At 58.0% G+C, this 24,549-nt stretch carries 27 protein-coding genes and 7 pseudogenes; 23 read left to right on the top strand and 11 right to left on the bottom strand.

Annotated elements, in window-relative coordinates:
- The 19 genes and pseudogenes from ACTBDU_RS07520 to ACTBDU_RS07430 all read left to right on the top strand — a co-directional run.
- Nucleotides 1-452: 3'-5' exonuclease (locus ACTBDU_RS07520; protein ID WP_438806051.1), on the top strand; the 452-nt coding region annotated here is incomplete at its 5' end.
- A gap of 161 nt (nt 453-613) precedes the next feature.
- The gene (locus ACTBDU_RS07515; RefSeq protein ID WP_438806050.1) at nt 614-943 is read left to right on the top strand and encodes a phage protein GemA/Gp16 family protein; all 330 of its coding nucleotides are present in this window, start codon (nt 614-616) and stop codon (nt 941-943) included.
- 108 nt (nt 944-1,051) lie between these two features.
- Nucleotides 1,052-1,546 carry a hypothetical protein gene (locus tag ACTBDU_RS07510; RefSeq protein WP_438806049.1) on the top strand — a complete coding sequence of 165 codons (495 nt, stop codon included), beginning with the start codon at nt 1,052-1,054 and terminating at the stop codon, nt 1,544-1,546.
- 127 nt (nt 1,547-1,673) lie between these two features.
- Nucleotides 1,674-2,138: a hypothetical protein gene (locus tag ACTBDU_RS07505; protein WP_438806048.1), complete on the top strand. Its 465-nt coding sequence runs from the start codon at nt 1,674-1,676 to the stop codon at nt 2,136-2,138.
- Nucleotides 2,128-2,816 (top strand): annotated as a pseudogene (locus tag ACTBDU_RS07500) (DUF1804 family protein). The gene ACTBDU_RS07505 and the pseudogene ACTBDU_RS07500 overlap by 11 nt, the downstream one beginning before the upstream one ends.
- Nucleotides 2,817-2,896: 80 nt before the next feature.
- Nucleotides 2,897-3,220 carry a hypothetical protein gene (locus tag ACTBDU_RS07495; protein WP_438806047.1) on the top strand — a complete coding sequence of 108 codons (324 nt, stop codon included), beginning with the start codon at nt 2,897-2,899 and terminating at the stop codon, nt 3,218-3,220.
- Nucleotides 3,221-3,250: 30 nt separating this feature from the next.
- A pseudogene (gene terL / locus ACTBDU_RS07490) lies at nt 3,251-4,888 on the top strand (phage terminase large subunit).
- Nucleotides 4,888-5,751, top strand: a pseudogene (locus ACTBDU_RS07485) (phage portal protein family protein). Before terL ends, ACTBDU_RS07485 begins: the two co-directional pseudogenes overlap by 1 nt.
- A 59-nt stretch (nt 5,752-5,810) precedes the next feature.
- Nucleotides 5,811-5,915: pseudogene (locus ACTBDU_RS07480) on the top strand (phage portal protein family protein); the annotation flags it as partial.
- 45 nt (nt 5,916-5,960) lie between these two features.
- Nucleotides 5,961-6,401: a hypothetical protein gene (locus tag ACTBDU_RS07475; RefSeq protein WP_438806046.1), complete on the top strand. Its 441-nt coding sequence runs from the start codon at nt 5,961-5,963 to the stop codon at nt 6,399-6,401.
- Between the two features lie 85 nt (nt 6,402-6,486).
- On the top strand, nt 6,487-6,609 hold the full coding sequence (locus tag ACTBDU_RS07470) for a hypothetical protein (protein ID WP_438806045.1): 123 nt from the start codon (nt 6,487-6,489) through the stop codon (nt 6,607-6,609).
- A gap of 21 nt (nt 6,610-6,630) precedes the next feature.
- The gene (locus ACTBDU_RS07465) at nt 6,631-7,353 is read left to right on the top strand and encodes a phage tail sheath C-terminal domain-containing protein (RefSeq protein ID WP_438806044.1); all 723 of its coding nucleotides are present in this window, start codon (nt 6,631-6,633) and stop codon (nt 7,351-7,353) included.
- An 11-nt stretch (nt 7,354-7,364) separates the two neighbouring features.
- The gene (locus ACTBDU_RS07460; protein WP_438806043.1) at nt 7,365-7,682 is read left to right on the top strand and encodes a phage tail protein; all 318 of its coding nucleotides are present in this window, start codon (nt 7,365-7,367) and stop codon (nt 7,680-7,682) included.
- Nucleotides 7,683-7,740: 58 nt separating this feature from the next.
- Nucleotides 7,741-8,031: a hypothetical protein gene (locus ACTBDU_RS07455; protein WP_438806042.1), complete on the top strand. Its 291-nt coding sequence runs from the start codon at nt 7,741-7,743 to the stop codon at nt 8,029-8,031.
- 193 nt (nt 8,032-8,224) lie between these two features.
- Nucleotides 8,225-8,815, top strand: a complete 591-nt coding sequence (locus ACTBDU_RS07450; RefSeq protein WP_438806041.1) for a hypothetical protein — start codon at nt 8,225-8,227, stop codon at nt 8,813-8,815.
- Nucleotides 8,816-8,869: 54 nt separating this feature from the next.
- Nucleotides 8,870-9,706: a hypothetical protein gene (locus ACTBDU_RS07445; RefSeq protein ID WP_438806040.1), complete on the top strand. Its 837-nt coding sequence runs from the start codon at nt 8,870-8,872 to the stop codon at nt 9,704-9,706.
- Nucleotides 9,706-10,146, top strand: a complete 441-nt coding sequence (locus ACTBDU_RS07440; protein ID WP_438806039.1) for a DNA circularization N-terminal domain-containing protein — start codon at nt 9,706-9,708, stop codon at nt 10,144-10,146. Before ACTBDU_RS07445 ends, ACTBDU_RS07440 begins: the two co-directional genes overlap by 1 nt.
- Complete coding sequence (locus ACTBDU_RS07435) at nt 10,139-10,453, top strand: phage tail protein (protein ID WP_438806038.1); 315 nt, start codon at nt 10,139-10,141, stop codon at nt 10,451-10,453. The genes ACTBDU_RS07440 and ACTBDU_RS07435 overlap by 8 nt, the downstream gene beginning before the upstream one ends.
- Nucleotides 10,454-10,455: 2 nt before the next feature.
- Nucleotides 10,456-10,632: a hypothetical protein gene (locus ACTBDU_RS07430; RefSeq protein ID WP_438806037.1), complete on the top strand. Its 177-nt coding sequence runs from the start codon at nt 10,456-10,458 to the stop codon at nt 10,630-10,632.
- 265 nt (nt 10,633-10,897) lie between these two features.
- Here the strand turns inward: ACTBDU_RS07430 and ACTBDU_RS07425 are convergent, their stop codons facing one another.
- The 3 genes and pseudogenes from ACTBDU_RS07425 to ACTBDU_RS07415 form a co-directional block, all read right to left on the bottom strand.
- The gene (locus ACTBDU_RS07425; RefSeq protein WP_438806036.1) at nt 10,898-11,101 is read right to left on the bottom strand and encodes a hypothetical protein; all 204 of its coding nucleotides are present in this window, start codon (nt 11,099-11,101) and stop codon (nt 10,898-10,900) included.
- Nucleotides 11,085-11,738, bottom strand: a pseudogene (locus tag ACTBDU_RS07420) (GNAT family N-acetyltransferase). Before ACTBDU_RS07420 ends, ACTBDU_RS07425 begins: the two are co-directional and overlap by 17 nt.
- 582 nt (nt 11,739-12,320) lie before the next feature.
- Nucleotides 12,321-13,153 (bottom strand): annotated as a pseudogene (locus tag ACTBDU_RS07415) (carbamoyl-phosphate synthase small subunit); the annotation flags it as partial.
- Between the two features lie 89 nt (nt 13,154-13,242).
- On the opposite strand from ACTBDU_RS07415, the gene ACTBDU_RS07410 reads away from it, so the two are divergent.
- The gene (locus ACTBDU_RS07410) at nt 13,243-13,635 is read left to right on the top strand and encodes a hypothetical protein (protein WP_438806035.1); all 393 of its coding nucleotides are present in this window, start codon (nt 13,243-13,245) and stop codon (nt 13,633-13,635) included.
- Here the strand turns inward: ACTBDU_RS07410 and dapB are convergent.
- Nucleotides 13,616-14,437 (bottom strand): 4-hydroxy-tetrahydrodipicolinate reductase, encoded by an 822-nt coding sequence (gene dapB, locus ACTBDU_RS07405; RefSeq protein WP_438806034.1) that lies wholly within the window; start codon nt 14,435-14,437, stop codon nt 13,616-13,618. The two genes, ACTBDU_RS07410 and dapB, sit on opposite strands and share 20 nt — an antisense overlap.
- 259 nt (nt 14,438-14,696) lie before the next feature.
- Between dapB and ACTBDU_RS07400 the strand changes: the two genes are divergently transcribed.
- Both ACTBDU_RS07400 and ACTBDU_RS07395 read left to right on the top strand, forming a co-directional pair.
- Nucleotides 14,697-14,912, top strand: a complete 216-nt coding sequence (locus ACTBDU_RS07400; protein ID WP_438806033.1) for an SMP-30/gluconolactonase/LRE family protein — start codon at nt 14,697-14,699, stop codon at nt 14,910-14,912.
- Nucleotides 14,913-15,198: 286 nt separating this feature from the next.
- Nucleotides 15,199-15,468, top strand: coding sequence for an SMP-30/gluconolactonase/LRE family protein (locus ACTBDU_RS07395; protein ID WP_438806032.1), 270 nt, complete (start codon nt 15,199-15,201; stop codon nt 15,466-15,468).
- A 2-nt stretch (nt 15,469-15,470) separates the two neighbouring features.
- Here the strand turns inward: ACTBDU_RS07395 and ispH are convergent, their stop codons facing one another.
- The 5 genes and pseudogenes from ispH to ribF all read right to left on the bottom strand — a co-directional run bounded on the left by ispH (nt 15,471) and on the right by ribF (nt 21,173).
- Complete coding sequence (ispH, locus tag ACTBDU_RS07390) at nt 15,471-16,421, bottom strand: 4-hydroxy-3-methylbut-2-enyl diphosphate reductase (RefSeq protein WP_438806031.1); 951 nt, start codon at nt 16,419-16,421, stop codon at nt 15,471-15,473.
- Nucleotides 16,402-16,876: pseudogene (fkpB, locus tag ACTBDU_RS07385) on the bottom strand (FKBP-type peptidyl-prolyl cis-trans isomerase). Before fkpB ends, ispH begins: the two are co-directional and overlap by 20 nt.
- Before the next feature lie 4 nt (nt 16,877-16,880).
- Nucleotides 16,881-17,387: a signal peptidase II gene (gene lspA / locus ACTBDU_RS07380; protein ID WP_438806030.1), complete on the bottom strand. Its 507-nt coding sequence runs from the start codon at nt 17,385-17,387 to the stop codon at nt 16,881-16,883.
- Nucleotides 17,387-20,203, bottom strand: coding sequence for an isoleucine--tRNA ligase (gene ileS, locus ACTBDU_RS07375; RefSeq protein WP_438806029.1), 2,817 nt, complete (start codon nt 20,201-20,203; stop codon nt 17,387-17,389). The genes lspA and ileS overlap by 1 nt, the downstream gene beginning before the upstream one ends.
- Before the next feature lie 31 nt (nt 20,204-20,234).
- The gene (ribF, locus tag ACTBDU_RS07370; RefSeq protein WP_438806028.1) at nt 20,235-21,173 is read right to left on the bottom strand and encodes a bifunctional riboflavin kinase/FAD synthetase; all 939 of its coding nucleotides are present in this window, start codon (nt 21,171-21,173) and stop codon (nt 20,235-20,237) included.
- 378 nt (nt 21,174-21,551) lie between these two features.
- Here ribF and rpsT point away from each other — a divergent pair, with 378 nt between their 5' ends.
- The gene (gene rpsT / locus ACTBDU_RS07365) at nt 21,552-21,815 is read left to right on the top strand and encodes a 30S ribosomal protein S20 (RefSeq protein ID WP_438806027.1); all 264 of its coding nucleotides are present in this window, start codon (nt 21,552-21,554) and stop codon (nt 21,813-21,815) included.
- 48 nt (nt 21,816-21,863) lie between these two features.
- On the opposite strand, the gene nhaA is transcribed toward rpsT, so the two are convergent.
- Together nhaA and dnaJ are read right to left on the bottom strand one after the other, a co-directional pair.
- A complete protein-coding gene (gene nhaA / locus ACTBDU_RS07360) occupies nt 21,864-23,168 on the bottom strand; it encodes a Na+/H+ antiporter NhaA (RefSeq protein WP_438806026.1) in 1,305 nt (434 codons plus the stop codon).
- A 166-nt stretch (nt 23,169-23,334) separates the two neighbouring features.
- Nucleotides 23,335-24,450 (bottom strand): molecular chaperone DnaJ, encoded by a 1,116-nt coding sequence (gene dnaJ, locus ACTBDU_RS07355; protein WP_438806025.1) that lies wholly within the window; start codon nt 24,448-24,450, stop codon nt 23,335-23,337.
- Nucleotides 24,451-24,549 lie beyond the last annotated feature (99 nt).

Genomic DNA, 24,549 nt, shown 5'->3' with positions numbered 1-24,549 from the left:
GACCGATGTTTTATGCGCGTATCGATTATCAGGCCGCACTCAAATACGGTGAGCCAGAGGACGAGACCCTGCAATGGTGGCAAAAACAGAGTGATGAGGCACGTCACGAGGCTTTTGGCGGTAAAGCGCGCCCCGACGTTGTGGCGCGCGCCTTGCGGACTTTTATCGCCACCCACTGCGCTAAACCTCGCGTGCCCTGGGGTAACGGCGCGGTATTCGATATTCCCCTGCTGCAAAGCTGGTTCGACCGCGTTGACCCGCAAAAAGACGACCAGGGCAATGACCGTTACCCCTGGTCATTTTGGGATGTCGCCGACCTGCGCACACTGGTGCGGCTGTCGGGGATAGATGTGCGCCCCATCCCGTTTGATGGTAAAACGCATCAGGCACTGGCGAATGCCCTGCACCAGGTCAAGGATAGCGCCCGCCGCCTGGCAACGATTATTTCCTGATGAGAGCCAGTCTTATGCGCTAGTAACCGAATACTTGCTTGCCGAGTGCAAGCGCGCCTTGCCCGCACTGGGGTTATTGCCCCCATTGTCTTTCTTCGATGAGAGGGAGATGTCTTCGCCGGGACGACACTCTCATGCGGTAACCCTTCGGAGTGATGCTCATGAAAAATCTGATTAAAGTGGTGCATACGGGTAAAAATAAACTCGACTGGGATGAGGAGACCTACCGGGGCATCCTGCTGCGCGAGACCGGTAAAAATAGCGCCAGAGACTGCACTGCCGCCAAGCTGGCGCGCGTGTTACGCTGTATGCGCAGCCAGGGCTTTACCACGTTACCCAAACAGGGCCGCAAGCCCCGTGTGGCAGCGGGACGTCAGGGGATGCTCAGCAAGATTGTGGCACTGCTCGCCAGCGCCGGGCGGCCCTGGGACTACCTCAATGGCATGATTGCGCGTATGCTGGGCAAAAAAGCTCGCAGAATGGCTCGATGATGCGCAGGTGCGCCAGCTGATGCAGATGCTGATTATGGACGCCAAACGGCACGGGAGGTCATGATGCAAGCGTCGCTGTAGCCCGATTACGCCGAAGTGCAGGCGCTGTTGCCGGAGTCAGTGCAGCAGATTGCCGGCCTGATAGGCTTTCCGGCCACCGAGGCGCTTATTCGTCATTTTGGCGGGGTGCCGTTTCGCATCGGCAAGGGATTGCGCGGCGCGAAGGAGCGACGCATTGCCCTACTGCAGGAAGTCCTGACGCCCTCGCAGGTAGCGCTGCTGATGCATCATTTTGGCGGCGAAGAGCTGTATATCGCCCTCTGTGACAAAGCGGGGCGAGACGGGCGCAACCGCTGCTTTCTGGCCGAGTTGGTCACCAATCCCGAGGGGCGGCTGTCGACCTCGAATGTGATTATCGTTGGCGCGTTTCTGGTCAGCCCCCTGGTGGTGCTGGGCTGTGCCTGGAGCCATCAGGAGACCGACCTCACGCTCGGGGTCTATCTCGGCGCCTGGGTCACCCATGGCGGCGTCGCCCGCTTTAGCGCCGGACGGTGCGCCCGTAAACAGAGAGACGCTGATGACACGGCTACTCGCACTGATTAAGTTCATTCGCCGTCCGTGGTGATAGTCGTACTGGTTGCCGCTTTGGCCGGCGGTGCAGGCTACTACTGGTGCGGCACACAGCAGGCCAGGCTGGTTGCCCAGGCAACATTGGCCACCCGGCAGGTCAATGTGTGAAGCTCGACAACGCCAGCAGGCGCAGGCCACACAACAGGCGCTGAAAACCGCCCTGACCCGTCAGCAAAACAGCTGCAAGGGGGCCAATGACCAGCTCAGTGCGCAGCTGGAAACTACACAGCACGCCCTGACGCTGAAAACCCAACAGTTACACAGGAGTATTGTCTATGCGGTGGCCCATGATGGCGCTGCTTATACCGGTCTGGGACCTGATGGGCTGCAGCGCTACCGCGTCGCCCTCGGCTACCCCACCGACGATAATACTGCCCTATCCGCGCCCGCCGGCCAACCTGCTGGTGTTGCCGCCCATGCCGCCGCCCCCGTAAAGGGGCTTGGCCCGGAGGCGTTGCTGCACCACGCCAGCGACTACGGGGCCTGGTGTCTGACCCTGCGAGCCCAGCTGCAGGCGATAAACGCTTTCTATAGCGCACAGGAGAGACCGCGCGATGAGCCTTGATCTGGCCTTTAATATTGCTCCGAGCCTGCTATCGGCGCTCGGCGGCCTGTGGCTTAAAAGCGTCAGTGAAGAACTTCGCCGCCTGCAGGTGAAGGGCGCGCGGGCCGCCGCTACCGCCGGTGCCGTGACCGGCGGCCTGGTGCCACCGGGCTGCCCTCATACGGGCGCGACTGGGGGTGTAATGGCGCATTCCAGGGCCACCCGCGAAGGGCTGCGCCGGGCTTATGTGTTCGGCAACCTGTCTCTGGAGCGGGCGGCAATCCAGTGCGGCGTCAGTGTGTATTCCGCCCGGCACTGGAAAAAAAGGCGCTAAACAGTGGCGATGACTGGGAGGTGATACGCAGCACCCATCTGCTGGCCAACGGCGCGACGGAAGATATCGCGCGCGCCATCCTGACCAGCCTGATGGCGCAGTTTCAGGAGACACTGGAAAAAGTCAACCTGGCTGACACATTGAGTGTCCCAGAGGGGGTTGAGCTGCTGGCACGCTTAACGGATGCGTGGAGCAAGTCCATTGCCGCCAGCAAAATCCTGCCCGAGACCAGTCAGCTGGCCACCACCATGGAGACCCTGAAGCTGTTCTCGGCGTTTATTCAGGACAAACACCCCCGACATCTGTCGGCGTTTGTTGACATTCTTGAGGCTTTCGGACCGATACTAAAAAAACATTATGGCTAATCAATTCGTTGAAATCCAGGATGGATGTGGCCGTTATCGCCGAGGAAATCACCAAGGTTTAAGTCAGCAACGGTGGCGAGGTGTTTGTCAAGCTGCGCGACGGCGCAGGGCATGCCGTGGATGTCGCCTATGGCGAAAACACCCTTTCAGGCGTCAACCCGCATCAAAAACCAGATAGAGGCGGCGCTGGCATGAAGCAGCTGGTCAAGCTGTTGCCGGGCGTGTATCTCGACCCGGCCGAGGTCAGCGTGATCAGGGTCGCCGGCGAGAATGTGTCTGTCGGTCTGGACGGTGGTGCGCACTTTTTATGTTTGGCGAGTGTCGCCGGCAGCGTTGACACGGTGGCAGAGACTTTGGTGTTGCGCATCAATGCGGTACTGGCTGAGCGTCATCATGGCGTGTAAACTGCGTTTACAGGGGATTTAAAGCGAGATATGGCGGCGAAATTTTTCATCCGTGAATTCCAGCACTCGCTGGCTGCGCTGGTTTCCAGCCTGTGACGCACTATCAAGGCCAAATGCCTGGGTTTTGATACCGGGGCGGAAGCCATGGCGATACGGCGTTCACGGGTGGGCTGACCCGGTGAACGGCTACCGCTATTTTGTGCAGACCTATTTTCCGCACTATATCCGTCATGCCGACCCCAGTAAACTGCATGGCTATCTGTTTCAGCGGCTGCCACAGGTAGTCGCCAGCCCGAAAGGCGAGCAGGACGCTATCGTCGCGCCGCGCGGAGAGACCAAGTCAACGCTGGTCAGCCAGCTGTTTGTGCTGTAGTGTCTGGTACGTAGCATCAAGCACTATACCCTGATAATGATGGACTTCATCGACCAGGCGTACCCGATGCTCGAAGCCATTAAGGCCGAGCTGGAATTTAACCCCCGGTTGCGGGCCGACTTCCCCAAAGCCTGCGGTGTCGGTCGCGTCTGGCAGATGGGCACCATCCTGACGTACAATGATATCAAGGTGCAGGTGGCCGGCAGCGGCAAAAAGCTGCGCGGCTTGCGACACGGGCCGCACCTCCCTGACCTGGTGATACCGGACGATATTGAGAACGACGAGCAGCTGCGCAACCCGAATCAGCGCGACAAGCGGGAAAGCTGGCTGAGAAAAACCGTGCTGCCGCTGGGCGGCGCGGGCGCAAAACCCGATGTGGTGTATATCGGCACCATCCTGCATTACGACTCGGTGTTATCACGCACCCTGAATAACCCATTGTGGCGGCAGGCACGGTTTAAGGCCCTGCGCCAGTGGCCGGTGAACCTGTCGCTGTGAAAGACCTGGGAGCAGGTATTGCGTAACCAGGGAAAGGCCGCTGCGCAGGATTTTTATACGTCACACCGTACCGAGATAAAGGAAGGCGCGGAAGTCTCCTGGTCCGTCCGCCCGCTGCTGACCCTGATGCATATCCGCACCCGGGACGGTCACGCCACCTTTGACGCCGAGTACCAGAATGACCCGGTCAGCGGTGAGGATACGCTGTTTGCCCACGGCCTGCATTTCTGGGGCAACCGGCTTAACGAGTGGTTTTCTACGGGGCCTGCGACCCCAGCCTCGGCAAGGCCGGGGTTAGCCGTGACCCATCAGCTCCGCTGGTCGGCGGTTTTAATCGCACCACCGGCGTGCGGGATGTGGTGGAAGCGCAGATACGCAAGCGGCTGCCGGACGCCGTTATCAGCAACATCATCGCCCTGCAAAAGGAATACCACGGCCTGGTCTGAGGTATTGAGGCGGTGCAGTTCCAGGAGTTCCTGGGCACCGAGCTGATTAAACGCGCGGCACAGCTGGGTCACCCGGTGCCGGCGCGGGCCATTATCCCCCATGCCGACAAGCTGTTGCGTATCGAGACCCTGCAGCCCCATATGAAAAACGGGCTTATCCGGCTGCACGCCAGCCATACCACCCTGATACAGCAGCTGCGCCACTTTCCCCGCGCCGACCATGACGACGGCCCGGATGCGCTGCACATGCTCTGGACGCTGGCTGTGACCCACGGCCCGAAAACTGAATACCGCTCATTGTCCGGTGACCGTCACCCCGGACGGCTGGGCTTTTCCCGTGGAGGCTGGTAATGGGCATGTTCACCGATATTTACGGCCGGTTGTTGCGCCGCCGCACCCTAACGCAGCCACAGACTGCCGATAACCGCCAACTGCGTTATCAACAACTGGCCAAGCACCTCTCGCTGGGCATCGATATCCGCCGGGTGTATGACATCCTGAGCGAGGCCGAACAGAGGCATCTGGTGCGCCAGGATGACCTGTTTTTTGATATGGAGGAGCGCGACGGCCACCTGTTTGCCGAGATGAGCAAGCGCCGCCGCTCGGTGATGCCGCTCACCTGGCGCATTGTGCCGCCGCGTCATCCCAGCGCACAGGAAAAGGCCATGGGGGACGCCGCGACGGAATGGTTTTCAGACCTGCCGGAGTTTGAAACGCTGCTGTTCGACTTGTTGGACGCCATTGGTCACGGCTTTGCCGCCGTGGAAATCCGATGGAAACAGGCGGAAAACATCTGGCTGCCCTGCGCCTTCTACAAGCGCCCGCAACGCTGGTTCCAGACCGCGACCCATAACCGTAACGCCATCCGCCTGATTGACGGCAGCCTCGACGGCGCTGAGCTTAACCCCTTCGGCTAGCTGCTGCATCGTCACCAGGCCAAAAGCGGCTGGGTGGCGGAAAGCGGCCTGTTCCGGGTACTGGTATGGACCTACCTGTTCAAGAATATTGCCGCCCGTGACCTGGCAGAGTTTCTGGAAATCTACGGCCTGCCGACGCGGGTGGGCACCTATTCCGACGGGGCCAGCGAGGAAGAGAAAAACATGCTGCTGTGGGCGCTGCGCGACCTGGGGCATAACGCCGGCGGCATTATCCACGAACGCACCGCTATCCGCTTTGAGTCCGCTGCACAAGGGCAGGTCGACCCGTTCCAGTAATATGATGCAGTGGTGCGAAAGCGCCCAGTCCAAGGTGACCCACCCAGGCGGACGGCAAGAGCAGCACCAATGCCCTGGGCAACGTGCATAACGAGGTGCGCCATGAGCTGACCGCCAGTGATGCGGTGCAGCTGGCCGGTACGCTGACCCGCGACCTGCTTTAACCGCTGCTCAAGCTTAACGGCTATAGCGATATCACTCCGTGCCACATGTGCCGCTTTGAGTTTGATACCCGCCAGCCACGCGATATGAAGGAGACCGCCGAGATCCTGGATCTCCTGGGGCGCAGCGGCGTGCCGATGCCGGTGGCCTGGGCGCGGGCGGAAAGCGCCAGTCCCGCCGTCCGGGACGACGAGCCCCTGCTGCCGGGCTGGGTGCGCTCACTGTTCAGCGCTCGCCTGAACAGTGATGCCCTGGCGGCCTATTCTTGCGAATTCGACACGGTCTGGGTTGAAGAGGCGCTGGATAATGGCCGCTGGCCCGCGCCGGGAGGCGACAATGACCCTGACCGGCTGTTTGCCGACTATCAGGGACGACTGGATACGCCGTGGCCGATGCATGAGCGCACCGGGCTGGCGTATCACCTTGATGATCCGCCAGCAGTTGTTGCGCAGGATATCGTGACCACAAAAGCAAAAGACCATGATTGACGTGATACCAAGGGGGACGCATGAGCATTGATGCCGTGATACCGTCGCTATTGCTGTCGCCAGTGGCGATAGCGCCGGGGCGCTGATGGTGAGCATGGTGGAGGCCATCAACACCCTGGACGCGCTACCGGTGACGGCGGCGATGGCGGATATTCCGCCGCCGTCATCCGGCGGTAAAAGTCCCGGCAAGCAGCTGAGCTGGTGCTGACGGCGCGCAACAAAGGGGCCTGTGGTAACCAACCGCTGCGCTGACGTCGATGCGTGGCGGCGAAGGCGACCCCGCACTTGGATGCGGCGCTGGGCGTTGTTGGCTGGAACGGTACGCTGTCAGGTGGCACGGCGCTCACGACCCAACGTCAACGCGGCGCGTCTCACTCTGGGCTGGTACCACGGCTCAATGCTGCCCAACGACGAGCTGGCAGCGATATATGCCGCCATCATCGCCAGCAAGTCCGACCCGGCACGCCCGCTCAATACCCTGGCGTTACCCGGTGCGGACATCACGCCACAGGACAAATGGCCGGGGCGCAGCGAGCAGGAAAACGCGGTGGCCAACGGCCTGACGCCTTTTGAAGTGAACGGCAGTCAGGTGCAGATTGTGCGGGCGGTCAGCACCTATGTGAAAAACAGCATGGGCGTGACCGACCGTTCACTGATAGATATCACTATCCTGCGCTCGCTGGACTATGTACGCCTGGCCTGCCGTGCCCGTATCACCCAGTGCTTCCCGCGTGAAAAACTCAACGATATCCGCCTGCAGCGTATCCGCTCCGAGCTACTCGATGTGCTCTACGCCCTGGAGCAGCTGGAAATCGTCGAAAACGTGGACGCGCATAAGGAGCAGTTGACGGTAACGCGCAGTCGGCAGGATGACAGCCGCGCCGATGCGAGTATCCCGGCGGCGGTGGTACGCGGCCTGCGTGTGTTTGCCGCCACCATTTATCTTTTGTAAAGGGGGCCTGTATGGCACTGGAATACACCGGCGCGGTGGTGCTGGAGGTTAACAGCACCGAGGTTGAGGTGACTGAATTTAGTCCGCGCGCGAACACAGGAGGCAAGCAGCTGGTCAAGACCATGAACTCCACCGGGCGCGCCAAGGCTTACTCCCAGGGGATCGCCACTTGGGAGCTGTCCATCACCGCCGTGGTGCCGGTCAACAATACCCTGCACTGGGAAAAAATCTCGGGCGCGAAATTGACGCAATACCCCCTTCAGCGGCGGCAAGCGCATCACCTATCAGGATGTGTTTGTCACCGAGGTGGGCGAACAGTATACCGTTGACAATGAGGCCCGTATCACCATTATCGCCTTTGCACTGAACAAAATTGAGGAGTAACCCATGACATTTACCTACAGCGCCACCTTACCGATAGGCGTGTTTTATAAAGATCAACGGCACCGTGATTTTACCGTGCGGTTCAGCACCATCGGCGACGAGATCGCCGTGGTGGAGGGGGCTATCCCGGACTCGAGCACCATAGTGGGTGTCCTGGCACGTTGCATCACCGAGCTGAGCCGTATCCCCGCAGAAGAGATCACCTATAGGCTTCTCTGCGATACGCTGGTTTCTGAGGATCTCAAAGCACTACGGGATGCCCAGCTTGAGGTGAAAAAAAGCTCAGCGCGTTGAAGCCCGCCTGCGCGACTACCGTTTCGCCCTTGTCCGACTCGGACAGTACGGCATCAGCGCCGCCTTGACGCTGTCGCCCTGGGCGGGGCTCCTCGACGCTATCGGGCGTCTGGAAAACCCCAGGAGCTGGCGGAAAAACAGAACCATCAAAAGCCTGCGGCGACGGCCCCCCTCAACCAAACGGACGTAACCCATGGCCCGTGAATTTGATACCCAGCTACGCTTTGGCGGCAAGGACAGCGCGACGCCGAGCATTCGCCGTCTGTCGGAGGAATTTCGCCGCCTGAGTCAGGCGCGGGAAACCCTGGGGCTGCGGGGCGAGCGTCACCTGCAGCGGGAAATCCAGCGTACCCAGGCGGCCTATCAGCGCCTGGCGCGCAGCGGCACCCTGTCGGCCAGCGAGCAGGGGCGCGCTTATGACAGGATGCAGACTAGCATTGCCCGGCTGCGTCAGGAGATGGCAGGGGCCGAGCGCCAGCAACGCAGCTGGCTCAAGGGGATGCTGTCCCTTGGCTCCGGGCTGGTCGCGGGGGCCATGACCCTACGCCAGCCCATCACCCGCCAGATGGACTACGATGCGCACCTGCGTAACCTGGCCAAATTTGCCTACCGCAATGATAACGCGAGCGTGCGCAAGGCGGGCCTGACGGTCATTGACCAGCACATTCGCGCCGTCACCCGCGCCGGCGGCGGCACCCCCGGCCCGGCCATGGAAGCGCTGGAAATCATGCTGCGCTCTCTGCCGAAGGAAAAAGCCTTTTCCTATCTGATCTGCCGGAGGTAATGAAAAACGCCACGGCCACCGGGGCTGAGCCCAAAGAGATGGCGCCGCTGCAAAATGCGGCGGTCAATTTTTAACCTCAGTGAGCGCAACAGCCGTATCGCCCTGAGTGGGGCCACCACAGCGGCGCAACACGGTCTGGTGGATGTGCCGCTGGTGGCCTTGGCTGTGCCGCGCACACTCGAGGACGCCAAGTCGGCCGGCTTCCACGGGCGGCAGGGCTATGTCCAGACCCTGGCGCTGTTTGAAGCCGCCGGCTCTGTTGCCGGTGAGCCGGGTGAGGCTGCCACCAACGACGTCGTGGCCCCGGTCTCTCAAGTGCTGGGCGACGTGGCCGAAAGCGGCGCCAGGCTGGCACAGGAATTCCCGGGTCTCACCACAGCGGCAACCCAGGCGTCGCTGGCCATTAACCGCGCTAGGTGCGGTGGCAACCGTCAAGACCGGCGCGGCCCTGCTGCTGGGCTGCTGCTGGGCAAAGGCGGTGGTTCGCTGACCAGGGCCACCGGCGGCCTGCTGAAAGGCGCGCCCACAAAAGCCGAGGGGCTGTTAAAGGGCATTCCCCTGCTAGGAACCGGCCTGATGGCCTGGCAAGGGGGGCGCAGGACTTTCCGCTCATACAGCTGCAGCGAGGCAAGGATAAGGCGACTGAGGCGCAGGCACGCGGGCTTACCGCCCAGCCCGGTGCCGATGCCGTCTGTCGGCGCGCTGGATGTGCTAAACGAGATACGTCGCTGGCTGGCGGGAAGTCACGCTACGCCGCGTGAGGCGACATCGGCGACGGCGACCCCAGCCACCACCGCAGCCCCTGCCGTGAATGTCAGCGTCACGCTGGACGGGCGCGAGATTGCCACCGCCGTGGAGACGCGGCTAACGCGTGACGGGAGACGACACTGATGGCTAATACTATTTATCCACTGGCCGGGCAGCTGGGTGTCGATATGCTGCTGCCGGCGTCGTTCCGGGGTATCGCCTTCGATTGCCTCTACACCCGTGAGGTGCTGGCCCGCGACACGGGGGTGTATGAATACCCCTGTCGCGACGGGGCGGAGGTGGAAGACCACGGGCTGAAAGCACTGAACCTCCGGCTGTCGGCGCTGTTTTGGGGCAACGGCTACCAGAGGCGCCTCAAGGTGTTTTTGGCGGCGCTAAAAGCCCCCGGTCTTGGTGAGCTACTTCACCCGGTGTATGGGCTCGCTGGTGCGCGTGCAGCTGCTGGAAGCGGTACCCAGGGCAATCTGGCGGACAATACGCCAGGGACGCTGCTTGATGCCTGTTCCATGATGGCGACCAGTCTACCGGTGCTGAGGAGACGGTGGTGCACGCCAAATGGCTGATGCCATGCAGGGCGCGATGATTGATACCCAGACGGAGCATAAGAATATTCTGGCTGAGGTGGGCATGAAGCCCGATAGCAGCCAGTCGGCGCAGTTACTGGCGGCGATTAAGGCCATCGCAATAAGTATTGCGGCAGAGACCAGCGCGAGTATCCTGCCTGTCGGTGCCTCTATCGCCTGGCCGTCGGATAATATCCCCGCAGGCTATACCCTGATGCAGGGACAGACGTTTGATAAAAGTAAATATCCGAAATTGGCAATGGCTTACCCATCAGGGATCATTCCTGATATTGTAGTGGCACACTGAATTTGCAACATCTGGCGTTTGGAGGAAAAGTTTCCGGGCAAACATTCGGTACTTCTGCCGTACACTCACAGGCGGTGAATCTTCTCAGGCTTGAAGAGCAGCTTTCTTTGGCGCATTTACGCTTATCGGTAGCAACAATTGAACATTTAGGCTGGAAAGCTTGCGTAGAGGAAGTATGACCGCCCACACACGCTCTTTTATCTTGATCCGCCCTACTGGAAGACGCAAGGCTATGGTGTTCCCTTTTCGTTCGATAAATATGAAGACATGGCGCGTTTAGTTAAAAAGATTGACGGGAAAATAATTTTCCCCGTCAATGATATACCAGAAATGCGTGAAGTGTTTTCGGCATTGTCTCAAGAAAGCCTCCCGTTTTCTTACTCTCTGGGAAACAGTAAAAAGAAATTTCGCGAGTTGATAATAATAAACTAATGTAACAAATTATTACAATGTAAGTATGCGCCCAACTGGAGATAAATGACACCACCGGTCTTTATATTCAAAAGTAGGATTACCAAATGAATATCGCATATTTTTTCCTCTAGACTGGTAGAGTTCATAAGCAGACTTGACATTTAACCAAGTTACTATTGTTCCCACACTCAATTTTTCAAAGCGAGGATCAAATCCGCTATTTATAATAGTCAAAACATAACCACTCAGGACTCTCTGACTGCGTTATAAACTGAAAAGCACAAGGTTCACCATGCATCAATAGTACATGTCCAAACATATGATGCCGCAGCTCACATATAACTGATGCAATATAATCAACACCTTGTATTTCACATTTTCGACGCATTAAAAAAAGCCGCGAAAAGATAGTAATTAATTTATTATCGCTAAAATCGGATTGATCTTTTATTTCTCCACCTGCAGTTATAAAATCCCCCAACTTTTTGTTTCTTCTTGATTTTGTTTTGTAACTAAACCCATTTTTACCACACCCCTTAGCTAGCTAAATTTGTCTGTCACTATCAAGTGAGTAAGTGGCGTTAATTATGTTACTATTTATAGACGATAGGTATTTTGTTTTAAAGGAAAGCAGAGATTTTAGCGTCGATGAAATGGGTAAAGCTATCTCACCGCAGGTCAATGGATATTTTTCCAGAGAAAAAATTTTCCTAGCTTTTGTATCACCCGCGAGATAAAAAGAACCCCAAGCACAGTACGCACCTAACAGATTACCAACCGAATCACGTTTAATAAAGTACGTAGCTCTGCAACTGGCTTTGTTGTGGAACAACTGGAGTATATCAGGATGTGTTGCCGTACTTCCTCTCATACATATGGTAAGCATCAGCATACTCATCTTTTCCACCAATTCCTTGGCCTGATAAGAAGGCTTTAATTTTTACTATCATGTACGACCTTGGCTGAAGCATTTATTCTGAATAAATCCTATTTTGCTGGGTATCCTATAGGACTTATTTAGTTAAAACAAGATGATGACTTGGAGTAAGTAGGTGAAACTTATTCCATTATCACAGAACAGGTCGCGAATGATCAACGATAACGCACATGGCACACTGCTGTTCAGAATAATGAAATATCCACCTCCAAAACTAGGGCAAGACGGTGCCACATTGGAGAAGATGAGAGCTTGGATAGAGAGCTTTACCCCATATTGTTATACACATCTTTTGACCATTTTTAAGACATCCAAGCCATCCCATTGGCTTTTTGAGGTTCACACTGCCATTCTGAGAACAACCTGTATCTCCGAAGGGGAGTTAGCTGGAGAAGCTTGACGCCCGCCTTAGCTATAGATTTTGCAATCAATTCTGAGCTGTCCAAAATAGCCATCTTTTAGGGTTTAAGAGAGTCCAGAATTGTCTACAAATTAGTCCAGAATATTTTGCATCGCTACAGTGCCGTCGAACAGCGAGGTATGCGACACCCTGAGCGTGTCGGGCAGCGTTTTCTCATCCACCGCGAAACCGTAGTTCTAAGCGGTGATCATCACCCGATTGGCCGCCAAATCTTTTACCGGATGGTTGCCGCCGTGGTGACCGAACTTCATCTTCACGGTCTTGGCGCCGCTGGCCAGCGGCAGAGCACCACCGTCAATCGGCAGCCGCGATCTACCAGCATGCGCATGATATTGCGCTTGATGCCGTAGTCGTAGGCCACCACATGGTAGGGCAGATCCGGCGCGCGCGCGGGCAAGCCGCCTTCCCAGGGTCCAGCTGTACTGTTTGTTCGGTGGTGCTCACTTCTTTCGCCAGATCCATGCCGTTCAGACCGGGAAATTCACGGGCTTTACGCAGCGCCAGCTGCGCGTCCGGAGCATCACCGGCGATAATACAGCCGTTTTGCGCCCCCTTCCTCCCGCAGCAAACGCGTCAGCTTGCTGGTATCGATATCGGCGATGCCGACAATATTCTGCTGCTTCAGGTAGTCCGACAGCGACAGCGTATCGCGAAAGTTGCTGGCGATAAGCGGCAGATCGCGGATCAGCAGCGCCTGCGCTTGCACGCGGGGTGATTCATTGTCTGCTTCATTAGTGCCGGCATTGCCGATATGGGGATAAGTAAGGGTGACGATTTGGCGGGTATAGGAAGGATCAGTGAGGATTTCTTGATAACCGGTGATTGACGTATTGAAAACCACTTCCCCCACCGCCGTGCCCTCTGCCCCAATGGCCCGACCGTGGAATTGGGTTCCGTCTTCCAGAACTAACAGCGCTGACTTTATCAAAACACTCTCCAAGGAATATTTAGTCATTAAATTTACATGTTAATTCAAAAGGGATGAATCAATGCAAAAATCACCTGTAAGGTAGAACTTTGGCAAATTGGGCGCAATTTAAAGATGACCCTGCACTTTGTCTACCCCAAAGGAAGAATATTTATCTGCTTTCGTTCACTTTAGGGAAATGCCGGCGTGAACAGGTTAAAAAAGAGAATAAAACCGGCCGGGAAAATGGTTGCCCGCCATTTTATTTCCGCCAGGGCAGCAGGGAATACTTAAAAAAGTACTATGGCGGGAAAAACCACCTTGCGCTGCAGAACAATCAGCGTCAAATGCTACATTACGGCCTGTTAGCGCATAAAATGCCAATAAAGCAGGAAAAAACAATACCATGGCCAACGGCATTATTTTTTATTTCAAAATTATCACGGTATGTCTTTAATTTTAGCCTGACCGCCGGTAATTGGGCTAAAGTTTATCGGGGTTAAGCACATTTACCATGTCAAAAAGGCCCTTTTTCTGGCCAGATAGCCAAACGGCGGCACGAACCGCCCCACTGGCAAACGTCATCCTGCTGGAAGCCTTATGGGTTATCTCCAGACGCTCGCCGATCTCGGCAAACATCGCGGTATGCTCACCCACAATGTCACCGGCCCGCACCGTGGCGAAGCCGATACTTTTCGCTTTACGTTCGCCGGTGTGCCCTTCACGGCTGTACACGGCGCAGCGGGCCAGATCTCGCCCGAGCGCGCCGGCTATCGCTTTGCCCATGGCCAGCGCGGTGCCCGAGGGAGCATCCACTTTGTGGCGGTGATGGGCCTCGATAATTTCAATATCGGCCCCCTCCCCCATCACCTGCGCCGCCTTTTCCAGCAGCTTGAGCATCAGGTTGACGCCAACGCTGAAGTTGGCGGCGAAAACAACGCCCGTCTCTTGCGCCGCAGCGCTGATGGCCTCTTTCTGGGCATCGCTGAAGCCGGTCGTGCCGATAACGATACCTTTATGATGCCGGCGGCAGAATGCTAAATACGCCATGCTGGCGTCGGGACGGGTGAAATCGATAAGGATGTCAAAGTCGTCTTTTACCGCTGCCCGCTCGCCGCTTATCGCGACACCCAAGGCGCCGATACCGGCCAGCTCACCGGCGTCTACGCCGCACAATGCCGAACCGCTACGGGTTAACGCGGCGCCCAGCGTCGCCTGTTCCGACTGCGCCACAGCCTGAATAAGCTGGCGCCCCATCCGGCCGCCCGCGCCGGCGACCGCGATGCGGATTGGTGTATTGCTCATGAACCCTCTCACTTTTATGACCTGTCATTTAGCCTCAGGTTAACCGCGCCCGTGCGTCGCCGCCAGCAAAAATCCGTTGTGATAATGAATTCGCGATAGGGCACGCAGCCGATAAGCAACAATGCGGGCAATCGACTTTTTTTTTGCACGGTGCCGCGTACTTTGAATGATTATTCACCTCAGCTGCGTTGTTACGCTTTTCCCCCGGCACAAAACCGTTACACTTAGGACTTATTGGGAAGCAAACGAAGAGGTCAGGATGGAAACGTTTTTCAACGGCCCGGTGCGTCCGGTGGGCAATCATCACGCCCAATTGAGTGAGTCCCCTGTCTGGTGCAATCACAGCCAGTCTTTGCTGTGGGTAGATATTGAGCAGCAGCGCCTGCTGCGCTATTGGCCGACGAGGGACGTCATCGAGCAGCGTCCGTTCGCGACCTTGTTCAGCGCCGCACTGTTGACCGAGCGCCATGAATAGTTTCTGCTGGTGAGCGACCAGAGCAATCCCGCTATATCAATGGGACGATCATCAGGCGCAACCGGCAACGCCGTGCCCCTACCCGCTGGACGCGGCGGGCAGCCGACCGAACGAAGCCGCTGTCGCTCCCGACGGATTCCTGTGGTTCAGCACCATGGACGTTAACGAGTCAGCGCCGCTCGGCGGCTCGCTCAGCCGCGAGGGGGGGGTGATTACCACCCGTTTCGGCCACGGTTGCCTGAGCCCCTAGCGTATTCGTCAGGGGACGCTGACGCTGGCCGAACATGTGCCGCTACCGGTCATACGGCCCAGTTGCTGCGCTTTCGGCGGTCCTGACGGCACAACGCTGTACATTACTTCAGCAACTTACGGCCCCCGGCGAGCTGGCCGGCGCGCTGCTGCAGGTCGCCACCCGCAGCAGCGGCGCGCCAACGTATCGATTCCGGTTCGATTAAGCCTCGCCGGCGGTCGGCGCCGCCGACCAGGAGAGGAGAACGACGAGGGTGGCGTAATTCCACCGAAGGTGGTGTTGGTGGTATTTTCCCACCGAAGGTGATGTTATTCCACCGTTTTCACTTCCAAGCGCAGCTCTTTCGGTACCTCGAACACGATATTCTCCTCGCGGCCGATGAGCTCTCTAGCATCTTCAGCACCCAACGAGCGCAGGCGTTCGATCACATGCTGTACCAGTATATCCGGCGCCGACGCGCCGGCGGTAACGCCGATAGTTTGCGTCCCCTGGAGCCAGCTTTCCTGGATGTCGCGGGCGCTGTCAATCAGATAGGCCGGCTTGCCAACCCGCCGAGCCAGTTCCGCCAGCCGGTTGGAGTTGGAAGAATTTTTTGAACCGACGACCAGCACTACATCGGCATCAGCGGCAAGACTACGTACCGCTTCCTGACGGTTGATGGTGGCATAGCAAATATCGTCTTTGCGCGGTCCAATGATGGCGGGAAACCGCGCGCGCAGCGCGTCGATGACGTCTGAAGTATCATCCACCGACAGCGTGGTTTGCGTCATAAAACACAAGTTATCGACGTTTTTGACCTTAAGCTGCCAAACATCCTCAGGTGATTCAACCAGATACATGGCGCCGGCGGGGTTATTGTATTGCCCCGTGGTGCCTTCAACTTCAGGATGACCGGTATGGCCAATGAGGATAGACTCGGTGCCTTTGCGGCTGGCGCGGGCCACTTCCACATGCACTTTGGTCACCAGCGGGCAGGTGGCGTCAAACACGGTCAAATCGCGGCGACGCGCCTCTGCCCGTACCGCCTGAGAAACGCCGTGGGCGGAGAAAATCAGGATTGAACCACCAGGTACTTCCGTGATTTGCTCAATAAAAATCGCGCCCCGCTGGCGCAGCGTATTGACTACGTAGCGGTTATGCACGACTTCATGGCGCACATAGATGGGCGCACCGTAAATTTCCAGCGCGCGCTCCACGATACTGATTGCCCGGTCTACGCCGGCGCAAAATCCGCGTGGATTAGCCAGCAGTATGCGCATCGGTCGCCTCCTGTTGCGAGTCAATCGCCGGCACTTCAATGTCGAACCACACCATCTTTCCGGCAAACGGATGGTTAAAATCGACGGTGATGAAGTCTTCAGCCACATCGCTGATAAGCCCCGGCATTTCGCTACCGTTGATACCGGTGAAGAGCATAATGGTGCCCACCTCCGGCACCCCGGTTTCGATAAAATTACGGCGCGAATAAAACTGAATCAGATTGGGATTGGACGGACCGAAACGCCGCCTCCGGCGCCAGTGAGAAGGTTTTCCTGTCTTCCTGATGCAGGCCAAGCAGCGGCTATTCCAACTCGGCGGACAGGCTGCCATCCCCAAGCTGGAAAAGCGCCGGTTTGTTCTCGCGCCGCGTGGAATCGGCCAACTGCCCGTCCGCCAGTTTAAGATCAAAATGCAGCAATACCGCGCTGTCCGGTTGTACGGCGTGAGTCGTCATCACTTCACCCTTTCTGCCTGGCGGTTTTACCGGCGGGGCGGCAAAAACCCTCCAGCACAATCAATACGGCGCCGATGCAGATACCCGCATCCGCCACGTTGAACGTCGGCCAATGCCAGTTGCCGACATAAAAATCGATAAAATCGATCACGACACCGTGCACCATCCGGTCGAACAGGTTGCTCAGCGCGCCGCCGATAATCATCGCGTTGGCGGCGTTAGACAACCTGGCACGCTGGTCCGAACGATACATCATGACCAGCAACACCACCGCGATTACGACTGCGATCGCGGAAAACGCCCAGCGTTGCCATCCTCCTCTGTCCGCCAAAAAACTAAAGGCGGCGCCCGGGTTATGGGCGTAGGTAAAATTGATAAACGGGATTACCGGCACCGACTCACCGAGCCAGAAATGCGTCATGACCCACTGCTTGCTGCCGAGATCCAGCGCCAGGACCACCAGCGCCAGCCAAAGCCAGCGCAGTCCCGTGGACATTATCGTTTTATTCATTAGACAAACTTACGCTTTTCGCCCAGGCCGGCCACATTCGTGACGCAGCGACCACAGATTTCCGGATGATCGACATGCTGGCCGATATCCGTCTCATAATGCCAGCAGCGCGGACATTTTTCCCCTTTGGCTTTCGCCAGGGCAATTTTCAGCCCCTTAAGCCCTTCACACTGCACCGCGTCATCGCCGGCGTCGGCATAATCCGCGACTACTGCCTCGGAGGTGAGCAGCGCAAAGTAGAGTTCATCGCCCAGCTCGCGCAGCGAAGCGGCAAGGTCAGGCTTCGCATACAGCGTGACGCGGGCTTCCAGTGAGCCGCCGATACGCTTATCCGCCCGCGCCTGCTCGATGACCTTGTTGGTCTCGCTACGCCCCTGCAACAGGGTTTGCCAATAAGCATCGTTCAACGGTTGGGCGGCGTCCAGTCCGAACAGGCCATCATACCACCCTTCGGTGAAGACATACTGCGCCCGCTCCCCCGGCATAAAGCCCCAGATTTCATCGGCGGTAAACGACATGATGGGCGCCATCCAGCGTACCAAGGCTTCGATGATATGATACAGCGCAGTCTGGCAGCTGCGGCGGACGGTACTGTCCGCTTTGGTGGTGTACTGACGGTCCTTGATGATATCCAGGTAAAAAGAGCCCATCTCGACGGAACAAAACTGCATCATACGCTGCACGACGTTATGGAAATCATAGCTGTCGTAGGCGGCGATAATCTCAGCCTGCGCCGTTTGTGCACGGCCCACCGCCCAGCGATCTAGCACCACCATCTGCTCCGGACTCACGCTCTGGCGCGCCGGATCAAAACCGTTTAGGTTGGCCAGCAGGAAACGCGCGGTGTTGCGGATGCGGCGATAGGCGTCGGCGGCGCGCTTGAGGATCTCATCGGACACCGCCATCTCGCCGGTGTAGTCGGTAGAGGCCACCCATAGGCGCAGGATATCGGCGCCCAGCTTGTCCATGACCTGCTGCGGGCTGACCACGTTGCCCACCGATTTGGACATCTTCCGGCCCTGCCCATCGACGGTAAAGCCGTGGGTCAGCACCTGACGATACGGCTCCTTGCCATGCATGGCGGTGGAGATCATCAGCGATGACATGAACCAGCCGCGATACTGGTCAGACCCTTCCAGGTACATATCGGGCGCATGGCCTTCAAATTCCGGCCGCACCGCCACTACGGAGGAGTGGGTGGAGCCGGAGTCGAACCAGACATCGAGCGTATCCGGCACTTTGTGATAATGAGCGGCATCGTCACCCAGGATCTCGGCCGGATCCAAATCCCACCAGGCCTGAATGCCGTCCTGCTCGACCCGTTGCGCCACGGCTTCCATCAGTTCGATGGTGCGCGGATGTAGCGCTTCGGTCTCGTTATGCACAAACAGCGCCATCGGCACGCCCCAGGTGCGCTGACGCGAAATGCACCAGTCGGGACGGTTGGCGACCATGGTTTCGATGCGCGCCTGGCCCCAGCCTGGGATCCACTGCACGTCCTTGATCTCCGCCAGCGATTGCCTGCGCAGGCCGCGCTGATCCATGCTGACGAACCACTGCGGCGTGGCGCGAAAAATAATCGGCGTTTTATGGCGCCAGCAATGCGGATAGCTGTGCTGTAGCTTTTCCACGTGCAGCAGGGCGCCGCTGTCGTGCAGCAGATTGATGACCACATCATTGGTTTTAAAGACCTGCAAGCCATCCAACGCAGGTAGGGTACCCGGCAGATAGCAGCCATCGGGGCCGACCGGATTGGCGACCTCCAGGCCGTATTGCTGACCGATGACATAGTCATCTGGGCCATGGCCGGGGGCGGTATGCACCGCGCCGGTACCCGCGTCCAGCGTCACGTGCTGGCCGACGATGGCCGGCACATCGAAGCCCATAAAGGGATGGCGGAATCGCAGCAGCTCCAGCGCGCTGCCTTTGGCGCTGCCGAGCACCGTCCAGCGCGTAATGCCGGCGCGCGCCATCACACTGTCCACCAGATCGGCGGCCAGAATATAGCCTTGCCCTTCTACCTCAACCAATTGATAATCGAAGTTGGGGTGGACGGCGATGGAGCGGTTGGCCGGCAGGGTCCACGGCGTGGTGGTCCAGATGACCAAGGAGATTTTGCCGGCGAAGTCTGCGGCGCCGAACTTGGCGGCAACCGCGCGGGCATCATCGGCCGTGAAAGCGACGTCGATGGACGGCGAAGTACGGTCGTAATACTCCACTTCCGCCTCCGCCAGCGCGGAGCGGCAGTCGATGCACCAATGCACCGGCTTGGCACCTTTATGCAGGTGGCCGTTGGCGATAATCTTGCCTAACGCGCGGATGATATTCGCTTCGGTGGCGAAGTTCATCGTCAGGTAAGGATGTTCCCAGTCGCCGAGCACGCCCAGGCGGATGAAATCCTTTTTCTGCCCCTCCACCTGTTCGGCGGCGTAACGACGGCAGGCGGCGCGGAATTCCGCGGCGCTGACCTTCTCCCCCGGCTTGCCGATGAATTGCTCCACCTTCAGTTCAATCGGCAGGCCATGGCAGTCCCAGCCTGGCACATAGGGCGAGTCATAGCCCATCAAACCTTTGGATTTGATAATAATATCTTTAATAATTTTATTGACCGAATGACCGATATGAATGCTGCCGTTCGCATACGGCGGGCCGTCGTGCAGTATGAAGGTCTTTTTGCCCTTCCTGACCTGACGAATAATCCCGTACAGATCCTGTTCATACCAACGCTCCAGCATGCCAGCCTCACGCTTGGCTAAATCGCCGCGCATGGGAAACCCTGTCTCCGGCAAATTCAGGGTATTTTTGTAATCAGTCATTCGATTCTCGGTTCTGTTATCGGTTTGAGCATTATTGGGGTGGCGCCAGTCCGAAATAGTCGCGGGCGCTCACCACATCATTCGCGATTTGCCGCTTTAGATCGTCTAGCGAGGCAAACCGTTGTTCGTTGCGCACTTTCGCGCGTATCACCACTTCGATATGGCGACCGTACAGATTTTTGTCCACGTCCAGCAAATGCACTTCCAGCCGCTGGCGCAAACCGGCCACCGTGGGCCGGGTGCCGATGTTCGCGACGCCGGGCAAAGGCCGCTCGGCAAGGCCGTGGACCTCTACCACATACACGCCGTTTATCGGCGCCTGTCGCCCTTTGAGCGACACGTTGGCGGTCGGGAAGCCGATGGTCCGCCCCAGCGCGTCGCCGTGCACCACGCGGCCGGAGAGGCGATAGGGGTGCCCTAACAGCATTTCCGCCTCCGCCAGCCGATCCTGCGCCAGCGCCTCACGGACGGCGGTGCTGCTGATGCGCCGGCCGCCTTCGGTGTAGGTCACGGTGTTCATTACCTCAAACCCGGCCTCTTTCCCCGCCTGCTGAAGCAGGGCGAAATCTCCCTGACGCCGGGCGCCAAAGCGGAAATCGTCGCCGACGCCGATGAAGCGCACGCCCAATTTTTTTACCAGCAGATCGGTCACGAACGCGCGTGCGCTTAGCGCCGCAAAACGCTTGTCGAAGGTGACGCACACCGTCGCGTCCACACCGGCGGCCACCAGGTATTTCACTTTGTCCCGCAGCCGGGTCAACCGCGCTGGCGCGGCATCGCCGGCGAAATGCTCCTGCGGCTGAGGTTCAAAGATCATCACCATCACCGGCAAACCGCGGCGGCGGCCCTCAGCCTGCAACTCTGCAATAAGCGCCTGGTGTCCGCGGTGAAAGCCGTCAAAATTGCCGATGGTCAGCACGCACTCATGGTGACGTGGCTGTAAATTATGTATGCCGCGAATAAGCTCCATAGCAGACTCAAGACACCTAAAACAGTGGAAATCGGCGGATTATACCTTGTACAGTGGCTAAGGTTAACCCGCGATTCCAATCTTTGACATCGCGCGAAGAGAAAGCCGCGCTTATTTCGCCTCCGCCCAATTTTCACGTAGCTTATGCTGACGCATTGCCGGCGGGCAATGGGCGCCCTCACACCGGTAATCGCTTTTTTCGCCTGAAGCACTGTATTCCGCCGGCGGAAACTGGTAGAACCTTGCGCCATCACATTGTAACAGGCGTCGCACGTTTCAGCGGCGCTTATTTGCACAAATTCATTGACAAAAGAAGACCAAACGGGCATATTTCTCGGCCTTTGAATTGTCTCATAGAACAAGTTTGGGAGTTAAACCTTGGCTAATATCAAATCAGCTAAGAAACGCGCCGTACAGTCTGAGAAGCGTCATCAGCATAATGCAAGCTGTCGCTCCATGATGCGCACCTTTGTGAAGAAGGTTTACGCGGCTATCGCCGCCGGCGACAAAGAAGCTGCGCAGAATGCGTTTTCTGCCATGCAACCGATTGTTGACCGTCAGGCCAGCAAAGGGTTGATCCACAAAAACAAAGCAGCACGTCATAAATCAAACCTGACTACGCAAATCAACGCCATGCAGTAATTGTTGTCGCGTTGTGCTTTGTTGAGAAAGCGGCCCTGGCCGGTTTTTTTATGCCCGCAAACCAGCCAGGGCCGGCTGTGGGGGAAAGCGCACCGGCCAACTTCGCAAACTTTCCTTCCCATTTGCTAACTGGGCCCGCGTATTGCCTTCATCCGTTAACCCCCGACCAGCACTGACCCCGCTACTCTGCTGCTGCGGCAGGATAGCGCGCAGCAGCAGGTAACCCAGCACCGCCGCAATCACCGAGCCGGATAAAATGCCGACTTTCGCCAGCACAATCCTTTCCGGAACATCATGCCCAAACGCCAGATTGGCGATAAAAATCGACATGGTGAAGCCGATACCGCACAACACGGCCGCCGCGGCAATGTGCCGGAAAGCGATGCCGGCGGGCAACCTGGCCAGTTTGAGTTTCACCGCCGCAGCGGTGAACAATACTATCCCCAGCGGTTTACCGACCACCAGCCCGGCGGCGATCCCCAGCGACAAGAAGGAGGTCAAATGCCCGGGCGCCACGCCTTGCAGCGAAATCCCCGCGTTGGCGAAGGCGAACAGGGGCAGGATCAGATACACCACCCACGGCTGCAACCGGTGCCCCAACGCTCGCGCCGGAGATACTTCGGAGGCGGGCAGCGTGAGCGGGATAAGCCCCCCCACCATCACGCCGGCGAGCGTCGCATGGATACCCGAAAGCAGGATACAGCCCCACAATACCGCCCCCAGCAGCAGGTAGAGCGACAGAAAACGAACATTGGCGCGATTCATCAGCGCCATGATGCCGATCACGGCGCCCGCCGCGGCCAGCGCCAGCGGCTCAAGTGTGGTATTGTAAAACAACGCGATAATCACTATCGCACCCAGGTCATCAATAATCGCCAGCGCCAGCAGGAACACCTTCAGGCTGACCGGCACCCGCGTTCCCAGCAAGGTCAATACGCCGACGGCAAAGGCAATATCGGTGGCGGCCGGAATCGCCCATCCGGCGCGCAATACGGGCGTCCCGGCTGTCACCAGACTATAAATCACCGCCGGCGCCACCATGCCACCCAACGCGGCGATAGCGGGAAAGGCTGCCCGCGTGCGGCTATTGAGCGCGCCCTGCAGCAGTTCGTATTTTATTTCCAAACCGACGGCCAGAAAAAACACCGCTATCAAGCCATCGTTAACCATCGTCAGCAAGGTCAGGTGCGAAGGTGTCGCGCTATTAGATTGTGCAGGAAAGTGAATGATGACGTTGTACAGCGCGCGGGCGTCGGTATTGGCCATCACGATAGCGGCAAGCGCGGCGACGAAAAGCAATACGCCGCCGGTGGCCGGGTGGGTGATCATGCGGCGTAAAGACGCAGCTATCATATAGTGTTCCTCAGTCGTTGCGGGCAGGGGAATATTGTGCGACAAGAGGCGGTGGGGGTAAATGAAAACCGCCCCCAGAACCGGCGAAAAAGCGCTTACGGCGCCGCAGGCGCGGCAAAAAAAACCTGGCGGAGGCCGGGGAGATGCGAGCCGTGTGCGGGCCCGATTAACGAGTTAGATCGTCAAAAAATTTTTTCACGCCGGCGAAAAAGCTTTTCGAGCGTGGACTGTTCTGATCGCCGCTCGGCCCGCCAAAGCTTTCTTCCAGCTCCCGCAGCAGTTGTTTCTGCCGCTCGTTGAGTTTCACGGGTGTTTCCACCACTACCCGACACAGCAGATCCCCTTGGGAACCGCCGCGCACCGATTTCACGCCTTTGCCACGCATGCGGAAGAGTTTACCGGTCTGTGTTTCCGCCGGCACTTTCAGCTTCACCCGGCCGTCGAGCGTCGGCACTTCGATCTCGCCACCCAGCGCCGCCATGGCAAAGTTGATCGGCACTTCACAGTACAGGCTGTTTTCTTCGCGTTCAAAGATGGGGTGTTTGCGCACCTGGACCTGTACATACAGATCCCCTGCGGCTGCCCCATGCTCCCTCGCTTCCCCTTCGCCCGACAAACGGATGCGATCGCCGGTATCCACGCCGGCCGGGATCTTCACCGACAGCGTTTTGGATTTCTCTACCCGACCACGGCCCTGGCACTTGGTGCAGGGATCTTTGATGATTTTGCCCTGTCCCTGACAGGTAGGACACGTCTGCTGAAGCGCGAAGAAGCCCTGACGCATCTGAACCTGCCCCTGGCCGTGGCAGGTCGGACAGCTGACTGCCGACGTCCCCGTCTTAGCGCCGCTGCCGTGGCAGACATCGCACTCCTCAAGCGTCGGAATGCGGATTTCACGTGTCACGCCACGCACCGCCTCCTCAAGGGAAAGCTCCATGTTATAGCGTAAATCTGCGCCCCGGCTGGCGCGCTGACGCCGGCCGCCGCCAAAGATATCGCCAAACACATCGCCAAAGATATCGCTGAAATCCGCGCCGCCGGCCCCCCTGCCGCCCTGTTCAAAGGCCGCATGACCATACTGATCGTAGGCGGCGCGCTTTTGCGCGTCAGTCAGCACTTCATAGGCTTCTTTAATCTCTTTGAATTTCGCTTCGGCTTCGGCATTCCCTGGGTTGCGATCTGGGTGGAATTTCATCGCCAGGCGTTTATAGGCCTTTTTGATTTCACGCTCTTCCGCATCCCGGGAAACGCCCAAAATCTCGTAGTAGTCTGATTTCGCCATCGTTGTCTCTTCCTGCCCTCAACATGCGTGCACGGGCGCAGAGTTCCCCCGACGCCCGTGCCTGTTGCCCGCAGCGGCGGGGTAAACGACCTCGCCGCC

Source organism: Sodalis sp. (in: enterobacteria) (assembly GCF_051710625.1).
GTDB lineage: Bacteria > Pseudomonadota > Gammaproteobacteria > Enterobacterales > Enterobacteriaceae > JBPESN01.
The sequence above is the reverse complement of the archived record's forward strand: the minus strand, read 5'-3'. Positions and strand labels throughout refer to the sequence as shown.

What these genes read in the sequence shown, in the direction of transcription:
- ACTBDU_RS07505 (WP_438806048.1), top strand. Translation starts at nt 1,674, where the DNA reads ATGTGTGAAGCTCGACAACGCCAGCAGGCGCAGGCCACACAACAGGCG.
- ACTBDU_RS07435 (WP_438806038.1), top strand. Translation starts at nt 10,139, where the DNA reads ATGGCTGATGCCATGCAGGGCGCGATGATTGATACCCAGACGGAGCAT.
- ileS (WP_438806029.1), bottom strand. Translation starts at nt 20,203, where the DNA reads ATGACTGATTACAAAAATACCCTGAATTTGCCGGAGACAGGGTTTCCC.
- ACTBDU_RS07440 (WP_438806039.1), top strand. Translation starts at nt 9,706, where the DNA reads ATGGCTAATACTATTTATCCACTGGCCGGGCAGCTGGGTGTCGATATG.
- dapB (WP_438806034.1), bottom strand. Translation starts at nt 14,437, where the DNA reads ATGAGCAATACACCAATCCGCATCGCGGTCGCCGGCGCGGGCGGCCGG.
- dnaJ (WP_438806025.1), bottom strand. Translation starts at nt 24,450, where the DNA reads ATGGCGAAATCAGACTACTACGAGATTTTGGGCGTTTCCCGGGATGCG.
- ribF (WP_438806028.1), bottom strand. Translation starts at nt 21,173, where the DNA reads ATGGAGCTTATTCGCGGCATACATAATTTACAGCCACGTCACCATGAG.
- ACTBDU_RS07460 (WP_438806043.1), top strand. Translation starts at nt 7,365, where the DNA reads ATGGCACTGGAATACACCGGCGCGGTGGTGCTGGAGGTTAACAGCACC.
- nhaA (WP_438806026.1), bottom strand. Translation starts at nt 23,168, where the DNA reads ATGATAGCTGCGTCTTTACGCCGCATGATCACCCACCCGGCCACCGGC.
- ACTBDU_RS07475 (WP_438806046.1), top strand. Translation starts at nt 5,961, where the DNA reads ATGTGCCGCTTTGAGTTTGATACCCGCCAGCCACGCGATATGAAGGAG.
- ACTBDU_RS07470 (WP_438806045.1), top strand. Translation starts at nt 6,487, where the DNA reads ATGGTGAGCATGGTGGAGGCCATCAACACCCTGGACGCGCTACCGGTG.
- ACTBDU_RS07455 (WP_438806042.1), top strand. Translation starts at nt 7,741, where the DNA reads ATGACATTTACCTACAGCGCCACCTTACCGATAGGCGTGTTTTATAAA.
- ACTBDU_RS07450 (WP_438806041.1), top strand. Translation starts at nt 8,225, where the DNA reads ATGGCCCGTGAATTTGATACCCAGCTACGCTTTGGCGGCAAGGACAGC.
- ispH (WP_438806031.1), bottom strand. Translation starts at nt 16,421, where the DNA reads ATGCGCATACTGCTGGCTAATCCACGCGGATTTTGCGCCGGCGTAGAC.
- ACTBDU_RS07515 (WP_438806050.1), top strand. Translation starts at nt 614, where the DNA reads ATGAAAAATCTGATTAAAGTGGTGCATACGGGTAAAAATAAACTCGAC.
- lspA (WP_438806030.1), bottom strand. Translation starts at nt 17,387, where the DNA reads ATGAATAAAACGATAATGTCCACGGGACTGCGCTGGCTTTGGCTGGCG.
- ACTBDU_RS07445 (WP_438806040.1), top strand. Translation starts at nt 8,870, where the DNA reads ATGCGGCGGTCAATTTTTAACCTCAGTGAGCGCAACAGCCGTATCGCC.
- ACTBDU_RS07400 (WP_438806033.1), top strand. Translation starts at nt 14,697, where the DNA reads ATGGAAACGTTTTTCAACGGCCCGGTGCGTCCGGTGGGCAATCATCAC.